The organism is Streptomyces sp. SID486, from assembly GCF_009865385.1.
Lineage (GTDB): Bacteria > Actinomycetota > Actinomycetes > Streptomycetales > Streptomycetaceae > Streptomyces.
This window is the reverse complement of record NZ_WWJT01000352.1, coordinates 1-22,303: the sequence shown is the minus strand read 5'-3', so window position 1 is coordinate 22,303 and position 22,303 is coordinate 1. Positions and strand designations below refer to the sequence as shown.

22 protein-coding genes are annotated in these 22,303 nt (G+C 71.5%); 13 read left to right on the top strand and 9 right to left on the bottom strand.

Annotated elements, in window-relative coordinates; genetic code table 11:
• The 3 genes from GT045_RS16490 to GT045_RS16480 all read right to left on the bottom strand — a co-directional run.
• Positions 1-509: TerD family protein (locus GT045_RS16490; RefSeq protein WP_161334621.1), on the bottom strand; the 509-nt coding region annotated here is incomplete at its 3' end.
• A 140-nt stretch (positions 510-649) separates the two neighbouring features.
• Positions 650-1,108 (bottom strand): peroxiredoxin, encoded by a 459-nt coding sequence (locus tag GT045_RS16485; protein ID WP_161290339.1) that lies wholly within the window; start codon positions 1,106-1,108, stop codon positions 650-652.
• 193 nt (positions 1,109-1,301) lie between these two features.
• Positions 1,302-1,739: a DUF3052 domain-containing protein gene (locus tag GT045_RS16480; protein ID WP_161290337.1), complete on the bottom strand. Its 438-nt coding sequence runs from the start codon at positions 1,737-1,739 to the stop codon at positions 1,302-1,304.
• A 407-nt stretch (positions 1,740-2,146) separates the two neighbouring features.
• Here GT045_RS16480 and aceE point away from each other — a divergent pair, with 407 nt between their 5' ends.
• Both aceE and GT045_RS16470 read left to right on the top strand, forming a co-directional pair.
• Entirely contained in the window at positions 2,147-4,894 is a 2,748-nt protein-coding gene (gene aceE, locus GT045_RS16475) for a pyruvate dehydrogenase (acetyl-transferring), homodimeric type (protein WP_161334620.1), read from the top strand.
• Positions 4,895-5,232: 338 nt separating this feature from the next.
• Positions 5,233-6,078, top strand: a complete 846-nt coding sequence (locus GT045_RS16470) for a potassium channel family protein (protein ID WP_161291221.1) — start codon at positions 5,233-5,235, stop codon at positions 6,076-6,078.
• Here GT045_RS16470 and GT045_RS16465 read toward each other — a convergent pair.
• Together GT045_RS16465 and GT045_RS16460 are read right to left on the bottom strand one after the other, a co-directional pair.
• Positions 6,075-6,419 (bottom strand): small hydrophobic protein, encoded by a 345-nt coding sequence (locus GT045_RS16465; protein ID WP_202515611.1) that lies wholly within the window; start codon positions 6,417-6,419, stop codon positions 6,075-6,077. The two genes, GT045_RS16470 and GT045_RS16465, sit on opposite strands and share 4 nt — an antisense overlap.
• A 235-nt stretch (positions 6,420-6,654) precedes the next feature.
• Complete coding sequence (locus GT045_RS16460; RefSeq protein WP_161291225.1) at positions 6,655-8,274, bottom strand: MFS transporter; 1,620 nt, start codon at positions 8,272-8,274, stop codon at positions 6,655-6,657.
• A 115-nt stretch (positions 8,275-8,389) separates the two neighbouring features.
• On the opposite strand from GT045_RS16460, the gene GT045_RS16455 reads away from it, so the two are divergent.
• From GT045_RS16455 to GT045_RS16445, 3 genes are all read left to right on the top strand, one after another.
• Positions 8,390-9,016 (top strand): TetR family transcriptional regulator, encoded by a 627-nt coding sequence (locus GT045_RS16455; protein ID WP_161291227.1) that lies wholly within the window; start codon positions 8,390-8,392, stop codon positions 9,014-9,016.
• Positions 9,017-9,177: 161 nt separating this feature from the next.
• Positions 9,178-10,395 carry an alpha/beta hydrolase gene (locus GT045_RS16450; RefSeq protein ID WP_161291229.1) on the top strand — a complete coding sequence of 406 codons (1,218 nt, stop codon included), beginning with the start codon at positions 9,178-9,180 and terminating at the stop codon, positions 10,393-10,395.
• Positions 10,396-10,461: 66 nt separating this feature from the next.
• A complete protein-coding gene (locus GT045_RS16445) occupies positions 10,462-11,307 on the top strand; it encodes a DUF4429 domain-containing protein (protein ID WP_161334618.1) in 846 nt (281 codons plus the stop codon).
• Between the two features lie 97 nt (positions 11,308-11,404).
• Here the strand turns inward: GT045_RS16445 and GT045_RS16440 are convergent, their stop codons facing one another.
• Both GT045_RS16440 and GT045_RS16435 read right to left on the bottom strand, forming a co-directional pair.
• Positions 11,405-12,421 (bottom strand): aldo/keto reductase, encoded by a 1,017-nt coding sequence (locus GT045_RS16440; protein WP_161334616.1) that lies wholly within the window; start codon positions 12,419-12,421, stop codon positions 11,405-11,407.
• Positions 12,418-12,882 carry a MerR family transcriptional regulator gene (locus tag GT045_RS16435; protein ID WP_161291235.1) on the bottom strand — a complete coding sequence of 155 codons (465 nt, stop codon included), beginning with the start codon at positions 12,880-12,882 and terminating at the stop codon, positions 12,418-12,420. Before GT045_RS16435 ends, GT045_RS16440 begins: the two co-directional genes overlap by 4 nt.
• A 96-nt stretch (positions 12,883-12,978) precedes the next feature.
• On the opposite strand from GT045_RS16435, the gene GT045_RS16430 reads away from it, so the two are divergent.
• Positions 12,979-13,455, top strand: coding sequence for an N-acetyltransferase (locus tag GT045_RS16430; protein WP_161334610.1), 477 nt, complete (start codon positions 12,979-12,981; stop codon positions 13,453-13,455).
• A 19-nt stretch (positions 13,456-13,474) separates the two neighbouring features.
• Positions 13,475-14,296, top strand: coding sequence for a serine hydrolase domain-containing protein (locus GT045_RS16425; RefSeq protein ID WP_161334609.1), 822 nt, complete (start codon positions 13,475-13,477; stop codon positions 14,294-14,296).
• A 93-nt stretch (positions 14,297-14,389) separates the two neighbouring features.
• Here the strand turns inward: GT045_RS16425 and GT045_RS16420 are convergent, their stop codons facing one another.
• The gene (locus GT045_RS16420; protein WP_161334623.1) at positions 14,390-15,046 is read right to left on the bottom strand and encodes a pirin family protein; all 657 of its coding nucleotides are present in this window, start codon (positions 15,044-15,046) and stop codon (positions 14,390-14,392) included.
• An 84-nt stretch (positions 15,047-15,130) separates the two neighbouring features.
• On the opposite strand from GT045_RS16420, the gene GT045_RS16415 reads away from it, so the two are divergent.
• From GT045_RS16415 to GT045_RS16395, 5 genes are all read left to right on the top strand, one after another.
• Positions 15,131-16,336: a helix-turn-helix domain-containing protein gene (locus tag GT045_RS16415; RefSeq protein ID WP_161334608.1), complete on the top strand. Its 1,206-nt coding sequence runs from the start codon at positions 15,131-15,133 to the stop codon at positions 16,334-16,336.
• Between the two features lie 89 nt (positions 16,337-16,425).
• Positions 16,426-17,373, top strand: coding sequence for an ACP S-malonyltransferase (locus GT045_RS16410; RefSeq protein WP_161297000.1), 948 nt, complete (start codon positions 16,426-16,428; stop codon positions 17,371-17,373).
• A 16-nt stretch (positions 17,374-17,389) separates the two neighbouring features.
• Entirely contained in the window at positions 17,390-18,421 is a 1,032-nt protein-coding gene (locus GT045_RS16405) for a ketoacyl-ACP synthase III (protein WP_161297002.1), read from the top strand.
• Positions 18,422-18,502: 81 nt separating this feature from the next.
• Positions 18,503-18,751, top strand: a complete 249-nt coding sequence (locus GT045_RS16400; RefSeq protein ID WP_161297004.1) for an acyl carrier protein — start codon at positions 18,503-18,505, stop codon at positions 18,749-18,751.
• A gap of 114 nt (positions 18,752-18,865) precedes the next feature.
• The gene (locus GT045_RS16395; protein WP_161297006.1) at positions 18,866-20,137 is read left to right on the top strand and encodes a beta-ketoacyl-[acyl-carrier-protein] synthase family protein; all 1,272 of its coding nucleotides are present in this window, start codon (positions 18,866-18,868) and stop codon (positions 20,135-20,137) included.
• Between the two features lie 210 nt (positions 20,138-20,347).
• On the opposite strand, the gene GT045_RS16390 is transcribed toward GT045_RS16395, so the two are convergent.
• A complete protein-coding gene (locus GT045_RS16390) occupies positions 20,348-20,842 on the bottom strand; it encodes a DUF3145 domain-containing protein (RefSeq protein WP_161297008.1) in 495 nt (164 codons plus the stop codon).
• Positions 20,843-21,099: 257 nt separating this feature from the next.
• Here GT045_RS16390 and GT045_RS16385 point away from each other — a divergent pair, with 257 nt between their 5' ends.
• Complete coding sequence (locus GT045_RS16385) at positions 21,100-21,984, top strand: SGNH/GDSL hydrolase family protein (RefSeq protein ID WP_161297011.1); 885 nt, start codon at positions 21,100-21,102, stop codon at positions 21,982-21,984.
• Positions 21,985-22,303 lie beyond the last annotated feature (319 nt).

The following is a 22,303-nucleotide window of genomic DNA, read 5'->3' as shown; positions in this document are numbered from 1 at the left end:
CGGAACTTCCACTCCGCGCCGTTGCGGTACAGCTCACCGAAGACCATGGCGGTCTCGGTGGAGGCGTCCTCGCTCAGGTCGTAGCGGGCGATCTCCTTCTGGTCGGCCTGGTTGACGACGCGGATGAAGGCGTTGCGCACCTGGCCGAAGGACTGCTGGCGGTTCTCGGCGTCGTAGATCGACACCGGGAACACGATCTTGTCGACGTCGGCCGGGACGCCGGCCAGATCGACCTTGACCTGCTCGTCGTCGCCCTCGCCCTCACCGGTGATGTTGTCGCCGGTGTGCTCGACCGAGCCGTCGGGGCTCTTGAGGTTGTTGAAGAAGACGAAGTGCTGGTCGCTGATGACCTTGCCGGTGCTGTTCAGCAGCAGCGCGCTGGCGTCGAGGTCGAAGTCCGTGCCGGTCGTGGTGCGCACGTCCCATCCCAGACCGACGATGACGGCGGTCAGGCCCGGGGCCTCCTTCGTCAGCGATACGTTGCCGCCCTTGCTGAGGCTGACTCCCACGGGTCCTCCATGTGGTGTTCCGGGGCCGTGGAGCCCCGTCGTGCTTCGGATATGGGATCAACGTGCCGATCCTAGTGACGGGTTCCCGCACCCCGCAGACCCTGGACCCGACGGACACCGGGTGTCGGGCCGCGGCCGGATCACAGGGTGTCGAGCGCCTTCACGTAGTCACCGAGGTCGCGGGCGTCCGGCAGTCCGTTGACCACGGTCCACCGCACGACGCCCTCCTTGTCGATGATGAAGGTGCCCCGGACGGCGCACCCCTTGTCCTCGTCGAAGACGCCGTACGCGCGCGAGACGTTGCCGTGCGGCCAGAAGTCGCTGAGCAGCGGGTACTCCAGGCCCTCCTGCTCGGCGAAGACGCGCAGGGTGTGGATGGAGTCGTTGGACACCGCGAGCACCCGGGTGCCCCGGTCGGCGAACTTCGGCAGGTTGTCGCGCACCTCGCACAGCTCACCGGTGCAGACGCCGGTGAAGGCGAAGGGGTAGAAGAGCAGGACCACGTTCTCGTCGCCGCGGAAGTCCGAGAGCCTCACGGTCCGGCCGTGGTTGTCCTTGAGCTCGAAGTCGGGCGCCTTGTCTCCGACCTGGATCGCCATCGTCGTGCATCCCTTCGGTGGGCTGTTCGGGTGAGCGCGCGCAGCACGACGCTCGGTTCCACCCTACGCAGCGGTCACCGGGGGTTTCCGGACGGGCTGAGGTTCTCAGCCCGTCCGGCGTTCGAGGACGAGGCCGCGGGCCGAACGGGGGTCCGGGGGCGCACCCCCGGCGACGGTCACCGCGGTCCCGCGGTCACCTCTTGGACTTGGCCGCCTTCGGCGTCGCCAGCCGGCTGCCGCTCCAGTCCTTGCCCACGCTGACGCTCTTCGAGGCCGTCAGGCCGGCCGTCGAGACGGCCTCCTGGATGTCGCTGGGCTCCACATAGCCCGGACGGCCGGTCTTCGGCGTCAGGAGCAGGATCGCGCCGCCCTCTTCGATGTACGTGGTGGCATCCACCAGCGCATCCGTCAGGTCGCCGTCGTCATCACGGAACCACAGCACGACGGCGTCGGCCACGTCGTCGTAGTCCTCGTCCATGAGGTCGCCCTCGATGGCTTCCTCGATGACCTCACGGAGCTCCTGATCGACGTCGTCGTCGTAGCCGATCTCCTGGACCACCTGCCCGGGCTGGAACCCCAGCCTGCCGGCAGGGTTCGTCCGCTCCTCCGCGTGGTCCGCGGTCGCGCTCACGGGTTGCCTCCTGATCATGTCTTGATGAATATCTCAGCCACGCGCGTGCGCGAAGCATTGGCCGTAGTCCACACGGGCGGGGCGGATCGCGCAAGTACCCGGCCGTCGGGACCGCCGAAACGGTGACGATCCCGGCCGTGTCGCCGCAACTTCTGGCACCGTATCGTGCTTTCCCGCGACTCACATCACACCGATGTGCCCGCTTTGCACGGTTCGGAATCATCCGGTGTTACGTCGCTCGAACAACTTTGCCATGCCCGTCACGCCCCGGGCGTATCGTTGCGTTTTGACCGGTGGGGGCACCGGCCGGGACGAGAGTGGAGATGACGTACGCCTTCCCGAGGTACACGATGGGGAACGGTGTAGGCAGCGAAAAAAATATGGCCCTCTGACAGGTAAGGAACAGCGTGGCTTCCGGATCCGATCGCAATCCGATCATCATTGGCGGCCTTCCGAGTCAGGTTCCTGACTTCGATCCCGAAGAGACCCAGGAGTGGCTCGACTCCCTGGACGCCGCCGTGGACGAGCGCGGCCGGGAGCGGGCCCGCTATCTCATGCTGCGCCTGATCGAGCGGGCCCGCGAGAGGCGCGTGTCCGTACCCGAGATGCGCAGCACGGACTACGTCAACACGATCCCCACCAAGAGCGAGCCGTTCTTCCCGGGCAACGAGGAGATCGAGCGCCGGATCCTGAACGCGACCCGCTGGAACGCGGCCGTGATGGTCTCGCGCGCCCAGCGACCGGGCATCGGCGTGGGCGGCCACATCGCCACCTTCGCCTCCTCCGCCTCGCTGTACGACGTCGGCTTCAACCACTTCTTCCGCGGCAAGGACGAGGGCGACGGCGGCGACCAGGTCTTCTTCCAGGGCCACGCCTCCCCCGGCATCTACGCGCGCGCCTACCTGCTCGACCGGCTCACCGAGAACCAGCTGGACGGGTTCCGCCAGGAGAAGTCGAAGTACCCGGACGGCCTGTCCAGCTACCCGCACCCGCGCTCGATGCCGGACTTCTGGGAGTTCCCGACGGTCTCCATGGGCCTCGGCCCGCTGGGCGCGATCTACCAGGCGCGGATGAACCGCTACATGGAGGCGCGCGGCATCGCCGACACCTCCAGGTCGCACGTCTGGGCGTTCCTCGGCGACGGCGAGATGGACGAGCCCGAGTCGCTCGGCCAGCTCACCCTGGCCGCCCGCGAGGGCCTGGACAACCTGACCTTCGTGGTGAACTGCAACCTCCAGCGCCTGGACGGCCCGGTGCGCGGCAACGGCAAGGTGATCCAGGAGCTGGAGTCGGTCTTCCGGGGGGCCGGCTGGAACGTGATCAAGCTGATCTGGGACCGCACCTGGGACCCGCTGCTCGCGCAGGACCGGGACGGCATCCTCGTCAACAAGATGAACACGACCCCGGACGGCCAGTTCCAGACCTACGCCACCGAGTCCGGCGACTACATCCGGCAGCACTTCTTCGGTGGCGACCACCGTCTGCGCGCCATGGTCGAGAACATGACCGACGACCAGATCCTGCACCTGGGCCGCGGCGGTCACGACCACCGCAAGATCTACGCGGCGTTCAAGGCGGCCAAGGAGCACAAGGGCCAGCCGACGGTCATCCTGGCCAAGACGATCAAGGGCTGGACGCTCGGCCCGAACTTCGAGGGCCGCAACGCCACCCACCAGATGAAGAAGCTGACGGTCGACGACCTCAAGCGCTTCCGGGACCGCCTGCACCTGCCGATCTCCGACCGGGAGCTGGAGTCCGGCGTGCCGCCGTACTTCCACCCGGGCCGGGACTCGGAGGAGATCCAGTACATGCACGACCGCCGCCAGGGGCTCGGCGGGTACGTCCCCACGCGTGTCGTGCGCTCCGAGCCGCTCGCCCTGCCGGACGACAAGGCGTACGCGACCGTGAAGAAGGGCACGGGCCAGCAGTCCATCGCGACGACGATGGCCTTTGTGCGCCTCCTCAAGGACCTCATGCGGGACAAGGAGATCGGCAAGCGGTTCGTGCTGATCGCGCCGGACGAGTACCGCACGTTCGGCATGGACTCCTTCTTCCCGAGTGCGAAGATCTACAACCCGCTCGGTCAGCAGTACGAGTCGGTGGACCGTGAGCTGCTGCTGGCCTACAAGGAGTCGCCGACCGGCCAGATGCTGCACGACGGCATCTCCGAGGCGGGCTGCACGGCCTCGCTGATCGCGGCGGGCTCGGCGTACGCCACGCACGGCGAGCCGCTGATCCCGGTCTACGTCTTCTACTCGATGTTCGGTTTCCAGCGCACCGGCGACCAGTTCTGGCAGATGGCCGACCAGCTGGCGCGCGGCTTCGTCCTCGGCGCGACCGCCGGCCGCACGACCCTGACCGGCGAGGGCCTGCAGCACGCGGACGGCCACTCGCAGCTGCTGGCGTCCACCAACCCGGCGTGCGTCGCCTACGACCCCGCGTACGCCTACGAGATCGCGCACATCGTCCAGGACGGCCTGCGCCGCATGTACGGCAGCTCGCCCGAACACCCGCACGGCGAGGACGTCTTCTACTACCTCACCGTCTACAACGAGCCCATCCAGCACCCGGCCGAGCCGGCGGACGTGGACGTCGAGGGCATCGTCAAGGGTGTCCACCGGATCGGCGCGGGCACCGGCGGCTCGATCCCGGCGCAGATCATGGCGTCGGGCGTGGCGGTGCCGTGGGCGCTCGAGGCACAGCGGAGCCTCGGCGAGGAGTGGAACGTCAGGGCGGACGTGTGGTCCGCCACCTCCTGGAACGAGCTGCGCCGCGAGGCCGTGGAGTGCGAGGAGCACAACCTGCTGCATCCGGAGGAGGAGCAGCGGGTGCCGTTCGTGACGCGCAAGCTCGGCGGGGCCGAGGGACCGTTCGTGGCGGTGTCCGACTGGATGCGATCGGTTCCGGACCAGATCGCGCGGTGGGTGCCGGGGACGTACCAGTCGCTGGGCGCGGACGGCTTCGGCTTCGCGGACACCCGGGGCGCGGCCCGCCGCTTCTTCCACATCGACGCGGAGTCGATCGTGGTCGCGGTGCTGACCGAGCTGGCCCGTGAGGGCAAGGTGGACCGGTCCGTGCTGAAGCAGGCGATCGACCGGTACCGGCTGCTGGACGTGACGGCGGCGGATCCGGGCACGGCGGGCGGCGACGCGTAGCCGCTGCGCCCGGCTCGGCCGACGGAAGGGTTGCGGGGACCCGCGGGCCGGCGGGGGCCGGTCGCGCAGTTCCCCGCGCCCCTGCGGGGCGCGGGGACCCGTGGGCCGGTCGGTGACCGGTGGACGGCCGCACGGTCACCCGTGCCCTGCGGGGTACCTCGAGCACGGTCCGGTCCGTGCGGTCCGTGGGTGGTCGCGCGGGCGCCCGTGCCCTGCGGGGCGCCCGGAGCCGCGGGGCGGTTCGTGGGTGGCCGCACGGTGTGGCGTAGACGTGTGTGGTGCTTGGAGGGGCGGGCTTCGGTCTTCGGAGTGCTTACTCTTTCTTTACGATTGTGTTCATGGAACGACGGTCGGTGCAGGCGCGGTGGGAACAGCACACGGAACGGCCGCTGTTGGCGCTGGCGATAGCCTTCGCCGTCGCCTACGCGGTGCCGATCGTGGACGCCTCCGCCGGCCGCTCCCTGACCGTCGCGTGCACGGCGGTGGAGTGGGTGGTGTGGGGGGCCTTCGCCCTGGACTACCTGGTCCGGCTGGCGCTCGCCCCCCGGCGCCGGGAGTTCGTGCGACGGCACTGGCCGGACCTGTGCGCGGTGGTGCTGCCGCTCCTGCAACCGCTGAGGCTGCTGCGGCTGGTGTCCACGCTGATGCTCGTGGGCCGGCGGGCCCGGATGGCACCGCAGATCCGGCTGACCACGTACGTCGTCGGGGCCGTGATCGGGCTGCTGATGTTCGGCTCGCTGGCGGTGCTGTCCGTGGAACGGGACTCGCCGCGCGGGAACATCCGGACACTGGGTGACGCGGTGTGGTGGTCGTTCACGACGATGACGACCGTGGGGTACGGGGACCACGCGCCGACGACCGGACTCGGGCGGATGATCGCGGTCGGGCTGATGCTGTCGGGGATCGCCCTGCTCGGTGTCGTGACCGCCAACATCGCCGCGTGGTTCATCTCGCGGTTCGAGAAGGACGACGTCGAGGAGCGGCGGCAGACGGAGGCGATCGCCACGCTGACCGAGGAGGTGCGGATGCTGCGGGCGGAGGTGGCCCGGCTGGCGCAGCCCCCGGGTGAGGCGCGGGAAACCGTGCGACCGGCTCCCCACGCCCCGGCTGCCGGCCGACGCCTGCCGCGCGACGGCGAGGTGCCGCCCGCCGGAGCGGCCCGGGGGCGCGGAGCCGTCGGCTAGAGCAGGCCGTTGCCCCATGTGGCCGCGCCCGCCAGGGCGATGACGGCCAGCAGGGTGTCGATCGCGCCCAGGATCAGGGCCACCAGGGCCGGGACGTCGCGGTCACCGGACCACCGTCGGCCCATGGACTGCCAGCCGCAGAACATCGCGACGGGACCGAGAACGATCCCCAGTGCGAAGAAGCCCGCCACCGCGCAGATGGCGCCGATGATCCCGAGCGTCGCGCGGTCCGGCCCTCCCCCACGCTCGACCTCGCTCACGCGGGGGGACCCCCATCGTTGCCACGTGCGGCCACGCGACCGGGGGTACCCGCGCGTTCCGTTCCCGAAGCCTGCCATCATCAACTCCCTGGGGCCGGTGGACAGTTCGGCTTCGGAGTGCGGGTACCCCGGTTCCGCGCGGGCAGACCTGCGCGCGCCGCCCCCCTCCGGCAGCGCGCGCCGCGGCCCGGGACCCTCCCATGTCCTGCGGAGGGCTTGACCCACTGTGACCTGCGGCGCGTGCCGGGAGCCAGGAATCCTCGGCGGAGTCACCCTGATAGGGGAACCGGGCCGGAGAAAGGCAGGGGACGCGGCGTCAGATGTGGCCCACGCCCGCACCCGCGTCCGCGTTCGCGCCCCGCTTGGTGAGCAGTGCGACCAGGACGGCGACCGCCGCCACGCCCGCCGCCACCAGGGAGGCCAGGCTCATCCCGGAGATGAAGGTGTGGTGGGCCACCTCGCCGATCCTCGCGGCGACCGGTGCCGGGGTGCCCTCCGCGACGGGTGCGACGCCCTGCTGGACGGCTTCCGCCGCCTGGTGCAGCTGCTGCGGGGGCAGCTTCGGCAGCCCGGCGTCCGCCCAGTTGTCCGCGAGGGTGCTGTCGACCTTGGAGGCCATCACCGCGCCCAGGACGGCCGTGCCCAGACTGCCGCCGATCTGCATCGCCGCCTGCTGCAGACCGCCGGCCACGCCGGACAGCTCCATGGGGGCGTTGCCGACGATGACCTCGGTGGCGCCGACCATGACCGGTGCGAGGCCGAGGCCGAGCAGGGCGAACCAGACGGACATCACACCGCTGCCGGTGTTCTCCTCCAGCGTGGACATGCCGTACATGGCGATCGCGGTGACGGCCATGCCGCCCGCCAGCGGGATCCGCGGGCCGAGCTTGGTGATCATCGCGCCGGCCAGCGGGGATCCGACGATCATCATGCCGGTCAGCGGCAGCAGGTGCAGTCCCGCGTCGATCGGGCTCATGCCGTGCACGTTCTGCAGGTAGAAGGTGACGAAGAACAGTCCGCCCATGAACGCGATGGCCATGAGGACCATCAGGACGACACCCGCGGACAGCGGTACCGAGCGGAACAGCGCGAGCGGGATCAACGGCTCGCGCACCCGGGTCTCCCAGAAGGAGAAGAGGGCGAAGCCGACCACGGAGGCGACGATGAACAGCCAGGTCTTGCCGTCGCCCCAGCCCCAGGCCGGCGCCTTGATGAGCGCCCAGACCAGGCAGAACATCGCACCCGAGAGCAGGGCGATGCCGAGGATGTCGAAGGAGCGCGGCGCGTTCTCGGCACGGTGGTCGCGCAGGATCAGCGAGCCCATGAGGAGGGCGAGGGCGCCGACCGGCACGTTGATGAAGAACACGGACTGCCAGTTGACGTGCTCGACGAGGACGCCGCCGAGGATCGGGCCGCCCGCGGTGGACGCGCCGATCACCATGCCCCAGATACCGATGGCCATGTTGAGCTTCTCGGCCGGGAAGGTCGCCCGCAGCAGGCCGAGCGCGGCCGGCATCAGCAGCGCGCCGAACAGGCCCTGGAACACACGGAACGTGACGACGGCGGCGATGCTGTCCGACAGGCCGATGGCGCCGGAGGCCGCGGCGAAGCCGGTCACACCGATGAGGAAGGTCTGCCGGTGGCCGAAGCGGTCACCGAGCTTGCCCGCGGTGATCAGGGAGACCGCCAGGGCCAGGAAGTAGGCGTTGGTGATCCACTGCAGCTGGGCCCAGCTGGCGTGCAGATCCCTGCCGATCGCCGGGTTGGCGATCGCCACGATGGTGCCGTCGAGGGCCACCATCATGACCCCTACGGCGACGGTGAGCAGAGTGAGCCACGGATGGCCGCGCAACCCCGCGGCCGGGGCCGGCTCCGACGGGGCCGTCGACGCTTTGTCCCCCGGCCCCGTGGCGTCGATGGTGGTCTGACTAGTCATACTCCGAGGCTAGTGACAGCCACTGACAACTGACAAACCGATTCACCAGTCACTGACTGACAGGCTCGCGGCGCATAGGCTGAACTGGAAGAACCCGCACGGGAAGAAGGAGTCAGTGGAGACGCTGCGCGAGCGCAAGAAGCGGCGTACCCGGGAAGCACTGCTGCGGGCCGCCCTGGAGCTGTTCACCACACAGGGGTACGAGCGGACCACGGTCGACGAGATCGCCGAGGCGGTCGACGTCTCGCAGCGCACCTTCTTCCGCTACTTCGGGGGCAAGGAGGACGCGGCCTTCGCGGTGCAGGAGATGACGGAGGCGGCGTTCGTCGCGGCCGTACGCGCGCGTCCGCCGCACGAGGCGCCGATGCGCGCGCTGCGGCAGGCGTTCCTGGAGGGCTGGGACTCGATCCGCGAGACCGTCGAGTCGGTCGTACCGGTCGAGCTGCACCTGCGCATGTACCGGACCATCGAGTCCACGCCCGCCCTGCTCGCCGCGCACCTGCGCCGGTCGACGGCGACAGAGGACACGCTCGCGCGCGTGCTGGCCGAGCGGGAGGGTGTCGACGTGGACACCGATCCGCGCCCCCGGCTGGCGGTGGCCGTGTTCGGCGGGGTGATAAGGGTCACCGAACGACACTGGTGCACGAGCGAGGACTTCGGCCCGGAGTCGCTCCGTACGCTCACCGCGGCGTACCTCGATCAGGTGGGTTCGGCGCTCACGGGAAACTGGCGCACCCCCTGAGGACGTTGACACTCCGTCGGGCGGATCGCGGGTGCGGGGAGCCGTGGTTCGCGCCACGGCCCCGCCCCGGACCGCCGGCACCGTGCCCACCGTCCACCGAAACGTGATCCCTGTCACTCGGTTACCCCGAGACCGGCTCGTTCTCCTAGTGTGTCCTCCCAGTGACTTCCTTCGACACCTCCCCGCAACTCAACGTCTGGCGCGCACTGCTCGCGCTGGCCGTGGTGTTCGTGATGCTCGCGACCACCGGCTGGACCGCCCTGCACACGCACCGGGGGTCCTCGGCGCTGCAGGCCTCGCTCGAGAAGTGGGAGCACGGCCGCATCCACGGCCTCCGGCTGCCGGACCCCGAGGCCGCCCCGGCGCGCCTCGGCCGGTTCTTCGCCTCGCTCACCCCGCACGACCGCGCCCGCCTCGCCCACCGCTATCCGCTCGCGGTGGGCAACATGAACGGCGCCCCGGTCTCCCTGCGGTACCGGGCCAACCACATCGCGCTGGAGCAGGCCCGCAAGGTCGAGCGCACACGCATGTACGACAGCCGGCTGAGCACGGCGGGCCGGCAGGACGCGGGCCGGCGGATGCACCGCTACGAGTCCCTGCTCGACCCCGGCCGGCAGATCCTCTCCTTCGACCCCGAGGGCTCGGGCCGGATCGCCGAGGTGTTCGGCAGCCTGACCTCGGCCGAGCGGATCTCGGTGATCGTCCCCGGCGTCGACACCGACCTGCTCACCTTCCAGCGGACCCACCGCCGCTACAGCGCCCCGGTCGGGATGGCCGAGGCGCTGCACGAGGCCGAGCACACGGCGCGCCCCGGGACCCGCACGGCGGTGATCGCCTGGGCCGACTACACCGCCCCCGCGGGGCTCGGTGTGGACGCGGCCACCGGCCTGCGCGCCGGGGAGGGCGCCGTACGGCTGAACGCGCTGCTGCGCGCCCTGCCCGGCCGGGCCCCGGTGTCGATGTTCTGCCACAGCTACGGCTCGGTGCTGTGCGGGGTCGCCGCACGCGGCATGCCCCGCCGGGTCACCGACATAGCGGTGGCCGCGAGCCCCGGCATGCGCGTCCCGAGGGCCTCCTACCTGGGCACGACGGCCCGGGTGTGGGCCATGCGGGACGCCAGCGACTGGGTGCAGGACGTGCCCTACCTGGAGCTGGGCGGGCTCGGCCACGGCGCCGACCCGGTGTCCGCCGGGTTCGGTGCGCGGGTGCTGTCGGCCCGGGACGCCCAGGGGCACAGCGGTTACTTCCAGCCCGGCACGGACAGCCTGCGCAACCTCGCCGACATCGGCGTGGGCGCCTACGACGAGGTGACGTGCGCACGGGAGGACGATGCGTGCCGGTCCGGTCTGTCCGGTGCGACGACGGCCGGACGCGCGTAGAAACAGCAGGAAGTGCGGTCTGCGCGGGTGGCGACGGAGGAGGACGTGCCGCATACGATGAGCCGCATGGGTGACGTACTGGCGGGTTTTCATGCCGTATGGGAGTTCGAGTCCGACTCCGTGCTCATCCGTTACGAACGGGGGATCCGGACACCGAAGCTGTTCCAGGCGCTCGGCGAACGGCGGATCCCGCTGTCCGCGGTGGAGGGGGTGACCCTCGCCCCGGGCAAGCGCGGCACGGTCGTCCTGCGCCTGCGGCCACGCCCGGGTGCCGATCCGCTGATGGAGGCGGCCGACGGACAGCTGAAGGAGGGCTCCGACCCGTACCGGCTGGTGCTGCCGGCGCAGCGGGAGACGCTCGCCGAGTACTACGCCGAGGAGCTGACGGGGCTGCTGACCGCCGCCGGCCCCGCCGAGCGGCACCTGGTGGCACCGCCCGAGGCACCGCTGCACTTCAAGGGGTACGACGCGAAGGCGTCCTTCGACGGAAGGTCCGTGCAGTTCCGCTGGTCCTGGACGGGGGCGTCGTCGGCGAAGTGGAAGGCGGGCGACCAGAGTTTCCCGGTCACCGAGCTGAGCGGGCTGGAGTGGCGGTCGCCGGAGGTCTTCGAGGGGCATCTGCGGTTGATCAGGCGGACGGGCGGTGCGGCCGCCGTACCGCCCGATCAGGATCCGGCGACGGTGGTGTTCGGGCTCGGGTACGGGCCGGTGCACGAGTCGCTGCCGTTCGCCGCCGCGGTCCTGGCGGCCGTACGCGCCCGCGGACCGGTACCGGCGGTACCGGTACCGTCCCGACGTGACCCGGCCGACATCGCCGAGCGGATCCGGCATCTCGGAGAGCTGCACCAGGCGGGGCTGGTCACCGACGAGGAGTTCTCCAGCAAGAAGGCCGAGCTGCTGGCCGAGCTGTAGCGCCCCTGCCCGGCCTCCTGCTCTCCCGCTCTCCGCCGCTCCCCTCGGGCCGGTCGCGTTGCCGGCCCCCGGCCGGTCCCGTTCCCGGCCGTTCCGGCTATTCGCGTCCCGCGGAGGCGAACGTCATGTCCGGGTAGCGGGTGCCCGCCACCTTGGCGGCGATCGGCTCCAGCCGGGCCAGTTCCTCACCGGTCAGCGAGAGGGCGGTCGCGGCGACGTTCTCCTCCACCCGGCCCGGCTTGCGGGTGCCCGGGATCGGTACCACGGTCAGGCCGTCGGCCGCCGCCCGCTGCTGCACCCAGGCCAGGGCGACCTGGCCGGGGGTGACGCCGTGGGCCTCGGCGATCGCGCGGACCGGCTCCAGCAGTGCCGCGTTGGCGGACGCGTTGCCACCGGTGAAGCGGGGGTGCCCGCGGCGGACGTCGTCGGCCGTGAGGTCCTTCTCGGCGTCGGTGAACGCGCCGGTGAGGAAGCCGCGGCCGAGCGGCGAGTACGGCACGAGGGCGACGCCCAGGTCACGCACGGCCGGGACGACGTGGGCCTCGATGTCGCGGCTGAACAGCGACCACTCCGACTGCACGGCCGCGATCGGGTGCACGGCGTGCGCGGCACGCAGCTCGTCGGCGGTGACCTCGCTCAGGCCGAGGTGCTTCACCTTGCCCTCGCGGACCAGGTCCGCCATCGTCCCGACGCTCTCCTCGATCGGGACGTTCACGTCACGGCGGTGCATGTAGTAGAGGTCGATCACGTCGACGCCGAGCCGCCTCAGGCTGGCCTCGACGGCCTCGCGGATGTACGGCGGGTCGTTGCGGATGATGCGCTTCGTCGGCTCGTCCGGCGGGATCGACAGCGCGAACTTGGTGGCGATGACCACCTCGTCCCGGTGGGCCCGGAAGAACGGGGACAGGAACCGCTCGTTCTCCCCGGCGCCGTAGGCGTCGGCGGTGTCGTAGAGCGTGACGCCGAGTTCCAGCGCCCGCTCCAGTGCCACCCGTGCCTGCTCCGCGTCGGTGGGGCCGTACGCGAAACTCATGCCCATGCAGCCGAGCCCCTGTACCCCCACCTCCGGCCCCTGCTCACCGAGCCGTGCCGTCGGAATCCGGGCGTCGGTCATCGTGTGGTCCCCTCCGTGGCGTAAAAACTGATCTTGCGGTCGAGTACGGCGAGCGTGTCCCGCAGTTCGGCGATCCGGGTCAGCACGTCCCGGCGGGTCGACTCCAGCAGGGCCCGCCGTTCCCCGTAGGTGTTCTCGCCCGCCCGGACCAGTTCCGCGTACCGGACCATGTCCGCCACCGGCATGCCGGTCAGCCGGAGCTTGGTCACGAAGTCCAGCCAGTCCAGGTCGCGGTTGCTGTAGCGCCGCTGGCCGGTGTGCGAACGGTCGACGTGCGGCATCAGGCCGATCCGCTCGTACCAGCGCAGGGTGTGCGCGGTGAGACCGGTGAACGCCACGACCTCGCTGATCGTGTAGCGGTCCTGGCCGTCGGGGCGGGGGTGGCGCCGGGGCGGGGCGGAGCAGATGTCGGCGGGACTGGCTTGCCCGGCGGCCGCTGGCGTGGTCTGCATCACCGTCATGCCCCCACGCTATGACCTTGGAGTGCACTCCAAGCAAGCGGCCCCGGTAAGAAATCCACAGGACCCCGTCCGGGGTGGGTGACTAGCGTGCCACCCATGAGTCTTGTGCGCCGGGCCCGGCCCGAGGACGCCGCCGAAGTGCTGCGGCTGCGTCAGGTGATGATCGACTCCCTGCGGAGCGCGCCGGGTTCCGGGCCGTCCGACTGGCACACGCAGTCGCTGCCGGTGCTGCAGGAGCGGCTGGCCGGGGAGGACGGGGAGTTCGCCGCGTTCGTCGTGGACAGCCCCGGCCGGCCCGGGGAGCTGGCCGCGCTGGTGGCGGGGACGGTGGAGTACCGCATCGGCAGGGCCGGCAATCCGCTGGGGCGGGTCGGGTACGTCTTCAGTGTGGCGACCGACCCGGGCGCCCGGCGCCGCGGGTACGCGCGCGCGTGCATGGAGGAACTGCTGGCCTGGTTCCGGGCCCGGGGCGCCGGACACGTGCTGCTCAACGCATCGCCGGAGGCCGAGCCGCTGTACGCCGCCCTGGGCTTCACGCGGGATCCGGACCCGTCGATGCGGCTGCTGCTGTGAGCCGCATAGGCTCGGGGACATGTCGTTGCAGAGCCTGACGCTGATCGAGAACTGGCCCGTGCCCACCGCCGCGGCGGGTGTCGTACGAGCCGACGGGACCGTCCTCGGGACGCACGGTCCCGTGGCGCACCGTTTTCCGCTCGCCTCCGTCACCAAGCCGCTGGCGGCCTACGCGGCACTCGTGGCGTACGAGGAGGGTGCGATCGAGCTGGACGAGCCGGCCGGTCCGCCCGGGGCGACGGTCCGTCATCTGCTCGCGCACACCTCCGGGCTGGCCTTCGACGAGCACCGGGTGACGGCTGCGCCCGGGGAACGGCGGCTGTACTCCAACGCCGGGTTCGAACAGCTCGGGGACCACATCGCCAAGGCGACGGGATTCGCGTTCGGGGAGTACCTGCGGCAGGCCGTGCTGGAGCCGCTGGGGATGACGGCGACGTCGCTGGAGGGCTCGCCGGCGAAGGACGGGGTGTCGACGGTCGGCGACCTGCTGCGGTTCGCGGCGGAGGTGCAGGCGCCGAGGCTGCTGGACCCGCGGACGGTGGCGGCGGCGATGACCGTGCAGTACCCCGGGACGAAGGGCGTGCTGCCCGGCTTCGGCCACCAGAACCCGAACGACTGGGGACTGGGCTTCGAGATCCGCGACGGCAAGTCCCCGCACTGGACCGGTGGTTCGTCGTCGCCGCGCACCTTCGGGCACTTCGGGCAGTCCGGTACGTTCCTGTGGGCCGACCCGGACGCCGGGGTGGCCGCGGTCGCCCTGACGGACCGCGCGTTCGGGCCCTGGGCGGCCGAGGCGTGGCCGGTGTTCACCGACGCCGTGCTGACGGAGCTGCGCGGCTGACTGCCCCACGGCGCGGACGGGCCCACGCGGCCGGGACCGGGGCCGCTCCCCCAGGGGCCCCCGCCCGGGGCGCGGACCCCGGGCGGCGCCCGGCTAGGACTCCGCCATCTCCCACAGCAGCAGTTCCGCCGCCGTCACACCGACCGCCTCCGTGTCCCGCGCCCCGGTGATCCGTGCCGAGTCGCCGGGGCCCAGTTCCTCCCCCGCCAGCCGGACCCGCCCCCGCACCACGTGCGCGTACAGGTACGCCGCGTCCGGTACCGCCGTCCCCTCCCCCGCCGCGAGGCGGTGCGCGTGCAGTACGGCTCCGGCGGCCGGGACCGCGTAGGGGGTGGAGTCGGCGACGCCGGTGACGAGGGTGTACGCGGGGGCACCGCCCGGCTCGCGCGGGCTCAGCCACATCTGGACGAAGGTCAGCGGCTCCGCGCCGTCGTTGCGTTCCACGTGCCGCACGCCGGCCGCCGCGCTGAGGTGCTGGACGTCCCCGGGGCGCACCCGGCTCTCGTGGCCGGCGGAGTCGCGGTGGGTCAGCTCTCCCTCGACCACCCAGGTGACGATCTCGGTGTGGCTGTGCGGGTGTTCGCCGAAACCGGCGCCGGGGGCCAGCCGCTCCTCGTTGCACGCGATCACCGCGCCGAAGCGGAGGTTGTCCGGGTCGTAGTGCGGGCCGAAGGAGAAGGCGTGGCGGGTGTCGATCCCGGCCTCCGGGTCCCCTCCGGGGTAGCGCTCACCGGCGCGCCGTACGTCCATCACGAGCACCACGGTAGCCGCCGGAACGGTGCCCACCATGACCCGCAGCGCACCCCGGCGTCCGGATAAGGCAGTCTTGTCCCCGTGCCCGAACCCGAATCCCACAGCGGAGATCCCGCGGCCCGCGCCGTCCACCAGCACTCCGCGACGCTGAAGCGGCTGGAGAAGTCCTCCGGCAGTCTCGCCGCGCAGGCCATCGCGCGCATGGACGAGACCCTGCCGTGGTACCGGGCCATGCCACCGGAGAACCGTTCCTGGATCGGTCTGGTCGCCCAGGCGGGAATCGCGGCCTTCACCGAGTGGTTCCGGCGCCCGGACGCGCCCCAGGCGATCTCCACGGACGTCTTCGGGACGGCGCCGCGTGAGCTGACCCGGGCCATCACGCTGCGGCAGACCGTGGAGATGGTGCGCACCACGATCGAGGTCATGGAGTCCGCCATCGACGAGGTGGCGGCCCCCGGGGACGAGAGCGTGCTGCGCGAGGCGCTGCTGGTGTACGCCCGGGAGATCGCCTTCGCCACGGCCCAGGTGTACGCGCAGGCCGCCGAGGCACGGGGTGCCTGGGACGCGCGGCTGGAGTCGCTGGTGGTGAACGCGGTGCTCAGCGGGGAGGCCGACGAGGGGGCGGTGAGCCGGGCGGCGGCGCTCGGCTGGAACTCGCCCGAGCATGTCTGTGTCGTGCTCGGGACCGCGCCCGACGGGGACAGCGAGCTGACCGTCGAGGCCATCCGCCGGGCCTCCCGGCACGCCAAGCTCCAGGTGCTGACGGGGGTGCTCGGGGACCGGCTCGTCGTCATCGCGGGCGGCAGCGACAACCCGCTCGCCGTCGCCAGGTCGCTGATCGGTCCGTTCGCCGCCGGGCCGGTCGTCGCCGGACCCGTCGTACCCGATCTGCTGGCCGCCACCCGGTCCGCGCAGGCCGCCGCGGCGGGGCTGAAGGCGTGTTCGGCCTGGCAGGACGCGCCGCGGCCGGTGCTGGCGGACGATCTGCTGCCGGAGCGGGCCATGGCGGGTGATCCGAGCGCCCGGGAGCAGCTGGTGGAGGAGATCTACAGACCACTGGAGGAGGCGGGCTCCGCGCTCCTGGAAACCCTGAGTGTCTACCTGGAGCAGGCGAGCAGCCTCGAAGGCGCGGCGAGGATGCTCTTCGTTCACCCGAACACCGTGCGCTACCGGCTCCGACGTGTGACTGACGTCACCGGATGGTCGCCATCGGATGTACGATCCGCCTTCACACTGCGGATCGCCCTCATCCTGGGGCGCCTGGCCGACGCTGACGCCCCGGCATAGGGTTTTGTCGGGGGCCCACAAAAGCCCTTCCCGTTCTTCGTCCCTGTCCCCACGGGCGGCCGTGCCCGTACCCAAGAGAGAGTGTGAGAGTGCTCGTACTCGTCGCTCCCGGCCAGGGCGCCCAGACGCCCGGCTTCCTGACTCCCTGGCTCGAACTGCCCGGTGCCGCGGACCGTGTCGCCGCGTGGTCGGACGCCATCGGACTGGACCTGGTCCACTACGGCACCCAGGCCGACGCCGACGCCATCCGTGACACGGCCGTGGCCCAGCCGCTGCTGGTCGCCGCCGGCCTGCTGTCCGCCGCGGCACTCGGTGACATGTCCGGGATCGCGCCCGGCGCGGTCGCGGGTCACAGCGTCGGCGAGATCACCGCCGCCGCCTTCGCCGGTGTCCTGGACGAGACGGCCGCCCTGGGCCTCGTGCGCAAGCGGGGTCTGGCGATGGCCGACGCCGCCGCGGTCACCGAGACCGGCATGGCGGCGCTGCTCGGCGGCACCCCCGAGGTGACCGTCCCGCACCTGGAGAAGCTGGGCCTGACCCCGGCGAACATCAACGGCGCGGGCCAGATCGTCGCCGCGGGCACGCTGGCGCAGCTGGCCGCGCTGGACGAGGACAAGCCGGAGGGCGTCCGCAAGGTCGTCGCGCTGAAGGTCGCCGGCGCCTTCCACACCCCGCACATGGCTCCCGCGGTCGAGACGCTGGCGAAGGCCGCGGCGGAACTGTCGCCGGCCGACCCCGCGGTCACCTACGTGTCCAACAAGGACGGCCGGGCCGTCGCGTCCGGCGCCGAGGTGCTCCAGCGCCTGGTCGGCCAGGTCGCCAACCCGGTCCGCTGGGACCTGTGCATGGAGACCTTCCGGCAGCTGGGCGTCACCGCCCTCGTCGAGGTGTGCCCGGGAGGCACCCTGACCGGCCTGGCCAAGCGGGCGCTGCCCGGGGTCAGGACCCTCGCTCTGAAGACCCCCGCCGACCTCGACGCTGCCCGCGAGCTCATCGCAGAGGCGTCAACGCCTGCCGCCGACGCGGCGGGCGCCTGACAAGGAGCCCGAGAGCATGTCGAAGATCAAGCCCAGCAAGGGCGCCCCGTACGCGCGCATCCTCGGCGTCGGCGGTTACCGGCCGACGCGGGTCGTGCCGAACGAGGTGATCCTCGAGAAGATCGACTCTTCCGACGAGTGGATCCGCTCGCGCTCCGGCATCGAGACCCGGCACTGGGCGGGTCCCGAGGAGACCGTGGCCGCGATGTCGATCGAGGCCGCCGGCAAGGCGATCGCGGACGCCGGCATCGCCGCCGAGCAGATCGGCGCCGTGGTCGTCTCGACCGTCTCGCACTTCAGCCAGACCCCGGCCGTCGCCACGGAGATCGCCGACAAGCTGGGCACCGCCAAGGCCGCCGCCTTCGACATCTCGGCCGGCTGCGCGGGCTTCGGCTACGGCCTCACCCTCGCCAAGGGCATGGTGGTGGAAGGTTCCGCCGAGTACGTGCTCGTCATCGGCGTGGAGCGGCTGAGCGACCTGACCGACCTGGAGGACCGGGCCACCGCGTTCCTGTTCGGTGACGGCGCCGGCGCGGTCGTGGTCGGCCCCTCCAAGGAGCCCGCGATCGGCCCGACCGTGTGGGGCTCCGAGGGCGACAAGTCCGAGACGATCAAGCAGACCGTCCCCTGGGACCGTTTTCACGTCGGTGACGTCACCAACCTGCCCCTGGACAGCGACGGCAACATCAAGTTCCCTGCGATCACGCAGGAGGGCCAGGCGGTGTTCCGCTGGGCCGTGTTCGAGATGGCGAAGGTCGCCCAGCAGGCGCTGGACGCGGCCGGAATCACCCCGGACGACCTGGACGTCTTCATCCCGCACCAGGCCAATGTGCGGATCATCGACTCGATGGTGAAGACACTGAAGCTGCCGGAGCACGTCACGGTCGCCCGTGACATCCGCACCACCGGCAACACCTCGGCCGCCTCGATCCCGCTCGCGATGGAGCGGCTCCTGGCGACCGGGGAGGCGAAGAGCGGCGACACCGCGCTCGTCATCGGATTCGGGGCGGGTCTCGTCTACGCCGCCACGGTCGTTACCCTCCCCTAGGCACTCCGTGCCGGATCATGCGATCCGGAGCGGAGACAAATGCCACAAACCCGTCTGGATATCTAAGAAGGAGCGCCTGACATGGCCGCCACTCAGGAAGAGATCGTCGCCGGTCTCGCCGAGATCGTGAACGAGATCGCCGGGATCCCCACCGAGGACGTCCAGCTGGACAAGTCCTTCACCGACGACCTGGACGTCGACTCGCTGTCCATGGTCGAGGTCGTCGTCGCCGCTGAAGAGCGCTTCGACGTGAAGATCCCGGACGAGGACGTCAAGAACCTCAAGACCGTCGGCGACGCGACCGACTACATCCTCAAGCACCAGGTCTGATCCGGTCCCTAGGCCGCAGGCTGCACGCTGCAAGGCCCCGCCACCCGGCGGTGGCGCCGTAATCCCCGCGTACGCGGGGGTAGTCCTCCCGTATCCGTTGGAGAAAGAATTCCCGTGAGCCCGACCAATCGCACCGTGGTCGTCACCGGTATCGGCGCAACCACACCGCTGGGTGGCGACGCAGCCTCGACCTGGGAGGGCCTGATCGCCGGCACGTCCGGTGTCAAGCCCCTGGAGCAGGAGTGGGCGGCCGAGCAGGCCGTCCGTATCGCGGCCCCGGTCGCCGTGGAGCCCACCGAGGTCATCCCGCGGCCGCAGGCCCGCAGGCTGGACCGTTCGGCGCAGTTCGCCCTGATCGCCGCTCAGGAGGCCTGGAAGGACGCGGGCTTCACCGGCAAGGCCGGCGAGGACACGAGCGTCGACCCGGACCGGCTGGGTGCCGTCATCGCCTCCGGCATCGGCGGCGTGACCACGCTGCTCGACCAGTACGACGTGCTCAAGGAGAAGGGCGTCCGCCGCGTCTCCCCGCACACCGTCCCCATGCTGATGCCCAACGGCCCGTCGGCCAACGTGGGCCTGCTCGTGGGCGCCCGCGCGGGCGTGCACACGCCGGTCTCCGCGTGTGCCTCGGGTGCCGAGGCGATCGGCTACGCCATCGAGATGATCCGCACCGGCCGCGCCGACGTCGTCGTCGCCGGCGGCACGGAGGCGGCCATCCACCCGCTGCCGATCGCCGCGTTCGGCAACATGATGGCGATGTCCAAGAACAACGAGAACCCGCAAGGCGCGTCGCGTCCCTACGACGTCGACCGGGACGGTTTCGTCCTCGGCGAGGGCGCCGGTGTGCTCGTCCTGGAGTCCGCCGAGCACGCCGAGCGGCGCGGCGCGCGTGTCTACGCGGAAGCCGTCGGGCAGGGCATCTCCGCCGACGGCCACGACATCGTGCAGCCGGAGCCCGAGGGCCGCGGCATCTCGCACGCGCTGCAGAACCTGCTGGACAACACCGACCTGGTGCCGGCCGAGATCGTGCACGTCAACGCGCACGCCACCTCGACGCCGGCCGGTGACATCGCGGAGCTGAAGGCGCTGCGGAAGGTGTTCGGCGACGACGCGGACCACATGGCCGTGTCCGCCACCAAGTCGATGACCGGTCACCTGCTCGGTGGCGCGGGCGGCGTGGAGTCGGTCGCGACCGTGCTCGCGCTGTACAACCGGGTGGCGCCGCCGACGATCAACGTCGAGAACATCGACCCCGAGGCGGAGGCCAACGCGGACGTCGTCCGCGGCGAGGCCCGCAAGCTGCCGGTCGAGGGCCGGATCGCCGCGCTGAACGACTCGTTCGGGTTCGGCGGCCACAACGTGGTGCTGGCGTTCAGGACCGTCTGAGTGCGGTGACGCTCCGACGGCCCGGTCTCCACGAGTGGAGACCGGGCCGTCGCCGTCGGGGGGGTCTGTCCGGTGCCGGGGCTGTGCGCGGCCGTCGGTCTGTTCGCCGCCGGGGGCTGTCAGCGGCCGTCGGTCTGCCCGATGCCGGGGGCTGTTCGCGACCGTCGGTCTGTTCGCCGCGGGAGCCGTCGGGTGCCGGGGGCCGGGGCGTCAGACCACCTGGTGGAGCCAGCGCACCGGGGCGCCTTCGCCGGCGTAGCGGAACGGCTCCAGTTCGTCGTCCCAGGGCTTGCCCAGGAGCTTGGCGATCTCCGCCTCCAGGTCCGTCTCGCCCCGCTGGGAGCGGGTCAGCGCCGCGCGCAGGCGGTCCTCGGGGATCAGGATGTCGCCGTGGATGCCGGTGACGGCGTGGAAGATGCCGAGGTCGGGGGTGCAGCTGTAGCGCTCGCCCTCGGCGGCCGGGCAGGGCTCGGCGGTGACCTCGAAGCGCAGCAGGTGCCAGCCGCGCAGCGCGGAGGCCAGCTTGGAGGCGGTACCGGCCTCGCCCTGCCAGGAGAACTCCGAGCGCCACGTGCCGGGGGCCGCGGGCTGCCGGATCCAGTCGAGGCTGACGCGCGTGCCGAGCACCCCGGCGACGGCCCACTCGACATGCGGGCACAGCGCGCGCGGCGCGGAGTGCACGTACAGAACTCCACGTGTCGTCACCGGAACCTCCGGGCAGAGCGGGACATCTTGCGGACTGGCTGGGCGGCAGTGGCACGACGGCCGCGTTGATGGCGAGGCTACCCTGCGGCAGGGCAAGGAGTGTGACGTACCGTCGGTCCAGGTGCCAGGAAACCTCCGCCATTCACCCGGGGGGACGCTTGTACGGGGGTGCGCCGTTCCCGGGAGGGCCGGCCGGGAACCCTCGCACGTTGTGAGGTGAGGGAGTGCCGGAGCGTCGATCGAGGGGAACAGCAGGGATGCGGAAGCGAAGCCACCGTGTGCGAGCCGGTCTCGCCGTCGTGGCGGCCGTGGTGCTGGGGGCCGCCGGCTGTGACGGCGGGGACGGGGGCGCGTCGCGGCCGGAGGGCACCGAGGGGCACGCGGTCCGCCCTCCGGTGTGGGACCGCAGCCCCGACTCGATCGCGGCGGTGGGTGACTCCATCACGCGCGGCTTCGACACGTGCACGGTGCTGTCGGACTGCCCGGAGGCGTCGTGGGCGACGGGCAGCGACGCCCGGGTGAAGAGCCTGGCGGTGCGGCTGCTGGGCGTGGCGGGCGCGGCGGAGCACAGCTGGAACTACGCGGAGACCGGCGCCCGGATGGCCGATCTGCCGGAGCAGATGGAGCAGGCCGCCTCCCGCGCTCCGGAACTGGTGACGGTGATGGTGGGCGGCAACGACGCCTGCCGGTCCTCGGCGTCGGCGATGACCTCGGTGGCCGACTTCCGCGCGGACTTCGAGGAGGCGCTGGCCACCCTGCGCTCGACGCTGCCGAGGACGCAGGTGTACGTGTCGAGCGTGCCGAACCTGAAGCGGCTGTGGTCCGAGGGCCGGACGAACATGCTGGGCAAGCAGGTGTGGAAGCTGGGCATCTGCCCGTCGATGCTGCGCGACGCGGACGATGTGACCAGCGCGGCGATGCTGCGCCGGGACAGCGTGCAGCGGCGGGTGGTGGAGTACAACAAGGTGCTGCGGGACGTCTGTGCCAGGGACCGCCGCTGCCGCTTCGACGGCGACGCGGTGTACGACTTCCGCTTCGGCACGGACCAGCTCAGCCACTGGGACTGGTTCCACCCCAGCAAGGACGGCCAGGCGCGGCTGGCGGAGATCGCGTACCGGAGGATCACGGCGGAGGGGCCGTGACCCGGGGTCTTCACCCGTAGGGCCGGATGCCGGGCCGCGGGGCGAGCCCCGGCCCAGGGGTCAGGTCCCGGACCGGGGCTGCTCGTGGGGGTCTTTGTCCCCGGTGTGCGGGGACTGTCCCGGATCAGACGTTAATCGGCGCGGTGAGCCGGTGGTCGGCGATCGGGCGTCCGACGGCGATCTCGTACGAACCCTTCACATCCACCCATGCCCCCGCCGTCCCGTCCGGACCTCGAAGACGCGGCGCGGCAATACCCGCCCACGCACCATGGCGCGGAGCGCGTCCGCCAAGCGATGCGCCCACGCACCATGGCGCTGA

Coding starts and splice junctions, on each gene's coding strand:
- GT045_RS16485 (WP_161290339.1), bottom strand. CDS start 1,108: ATGGCGATCCAGGTCGGAGACAAGGCGCCCGACTTCGAGCTCAAGGAC.
- GT045_RS16470 (WP_161291221.1), top strand. CDS start 5,233: ATGGAACGACGGTCGGTGCAGGCGCGGTGGGAACAGCACACGGAACGG.
- GT045_RS16465 (WP_202515611.1), bottom strand. CDS start 6,419: ATGATGGCAGGCTTCGGGAACGGAACGCGCGGGTACCCCCGGTCGCGT.
- GT045_RS16460 (WP_161291225.1), bottom strand. CDS start 8,274: ATGACTAGTCAGACCACCATCGACGCCACGGGGCCGGGGGACAAAGCG.
- GT045_RS16445 (WP_161334618.1), top strand. CDS start 10,462: ATGGGTGACGTACTGGCGGGTTTTCATGCCGTATGGGAGTTCGAGTCC.
- GT045_RS16440 (WP_161334616.1), bottom strand. CDS start 12,421: ATGACCGACGCCCGGATTCCGACGGCACGGCTCGGTGAGCAGGGGCCG.
- GT045_RS16435 (WP_161291235.1), bottom strand. CDS start 12,882: ATGACGGTGATGCAGACCACGCCAGCGGCCGCCGGGCAAGCCAGTCCC.
- GT045_RS16430 (WP_161334610.1), top strand. CDS start 12,979: ATGAGTCTTGTGCGCCGGGCCCGGCCCGAGGACGCCGCCGAAGTGCTG.
- GT045_RS16425 (WP_161334609.1), top strand. CDS start 13,475: ATGTCGTTGCAGAGCCTGACGCTGATCGAGAACTGGCCCGTGCCCACC.
- GT045_RS16420 (WP_161334623.1), bottom strand. CDS start 15,046: ATGGACGTACGGCGCGCCGGTGAGCGCTACCCCGGAGGGGACCCGGAG.
- GT045_RS16405 (WP_161297002.1), top strand. CDS start 17,390: ATGTCGAAGATCAAGCCCAGCAAGGGCGCCCCGTACGCGCGCATCCTC.
- GT045_RS16400 (WP_161297004.1), top strand. CDS start 18,503: ATGGCCGCCACTCAGGAAGAGATCGTCGCCGGTCTCGCCGAGATCGTG.
- GT045_RS16385 (WP_161297011.1), top strand. CDS start 21,100: ATGCGGAAGCGAAGCCACCGTGTGCGAGCCGGTCTCGCCGTCGTGGCG.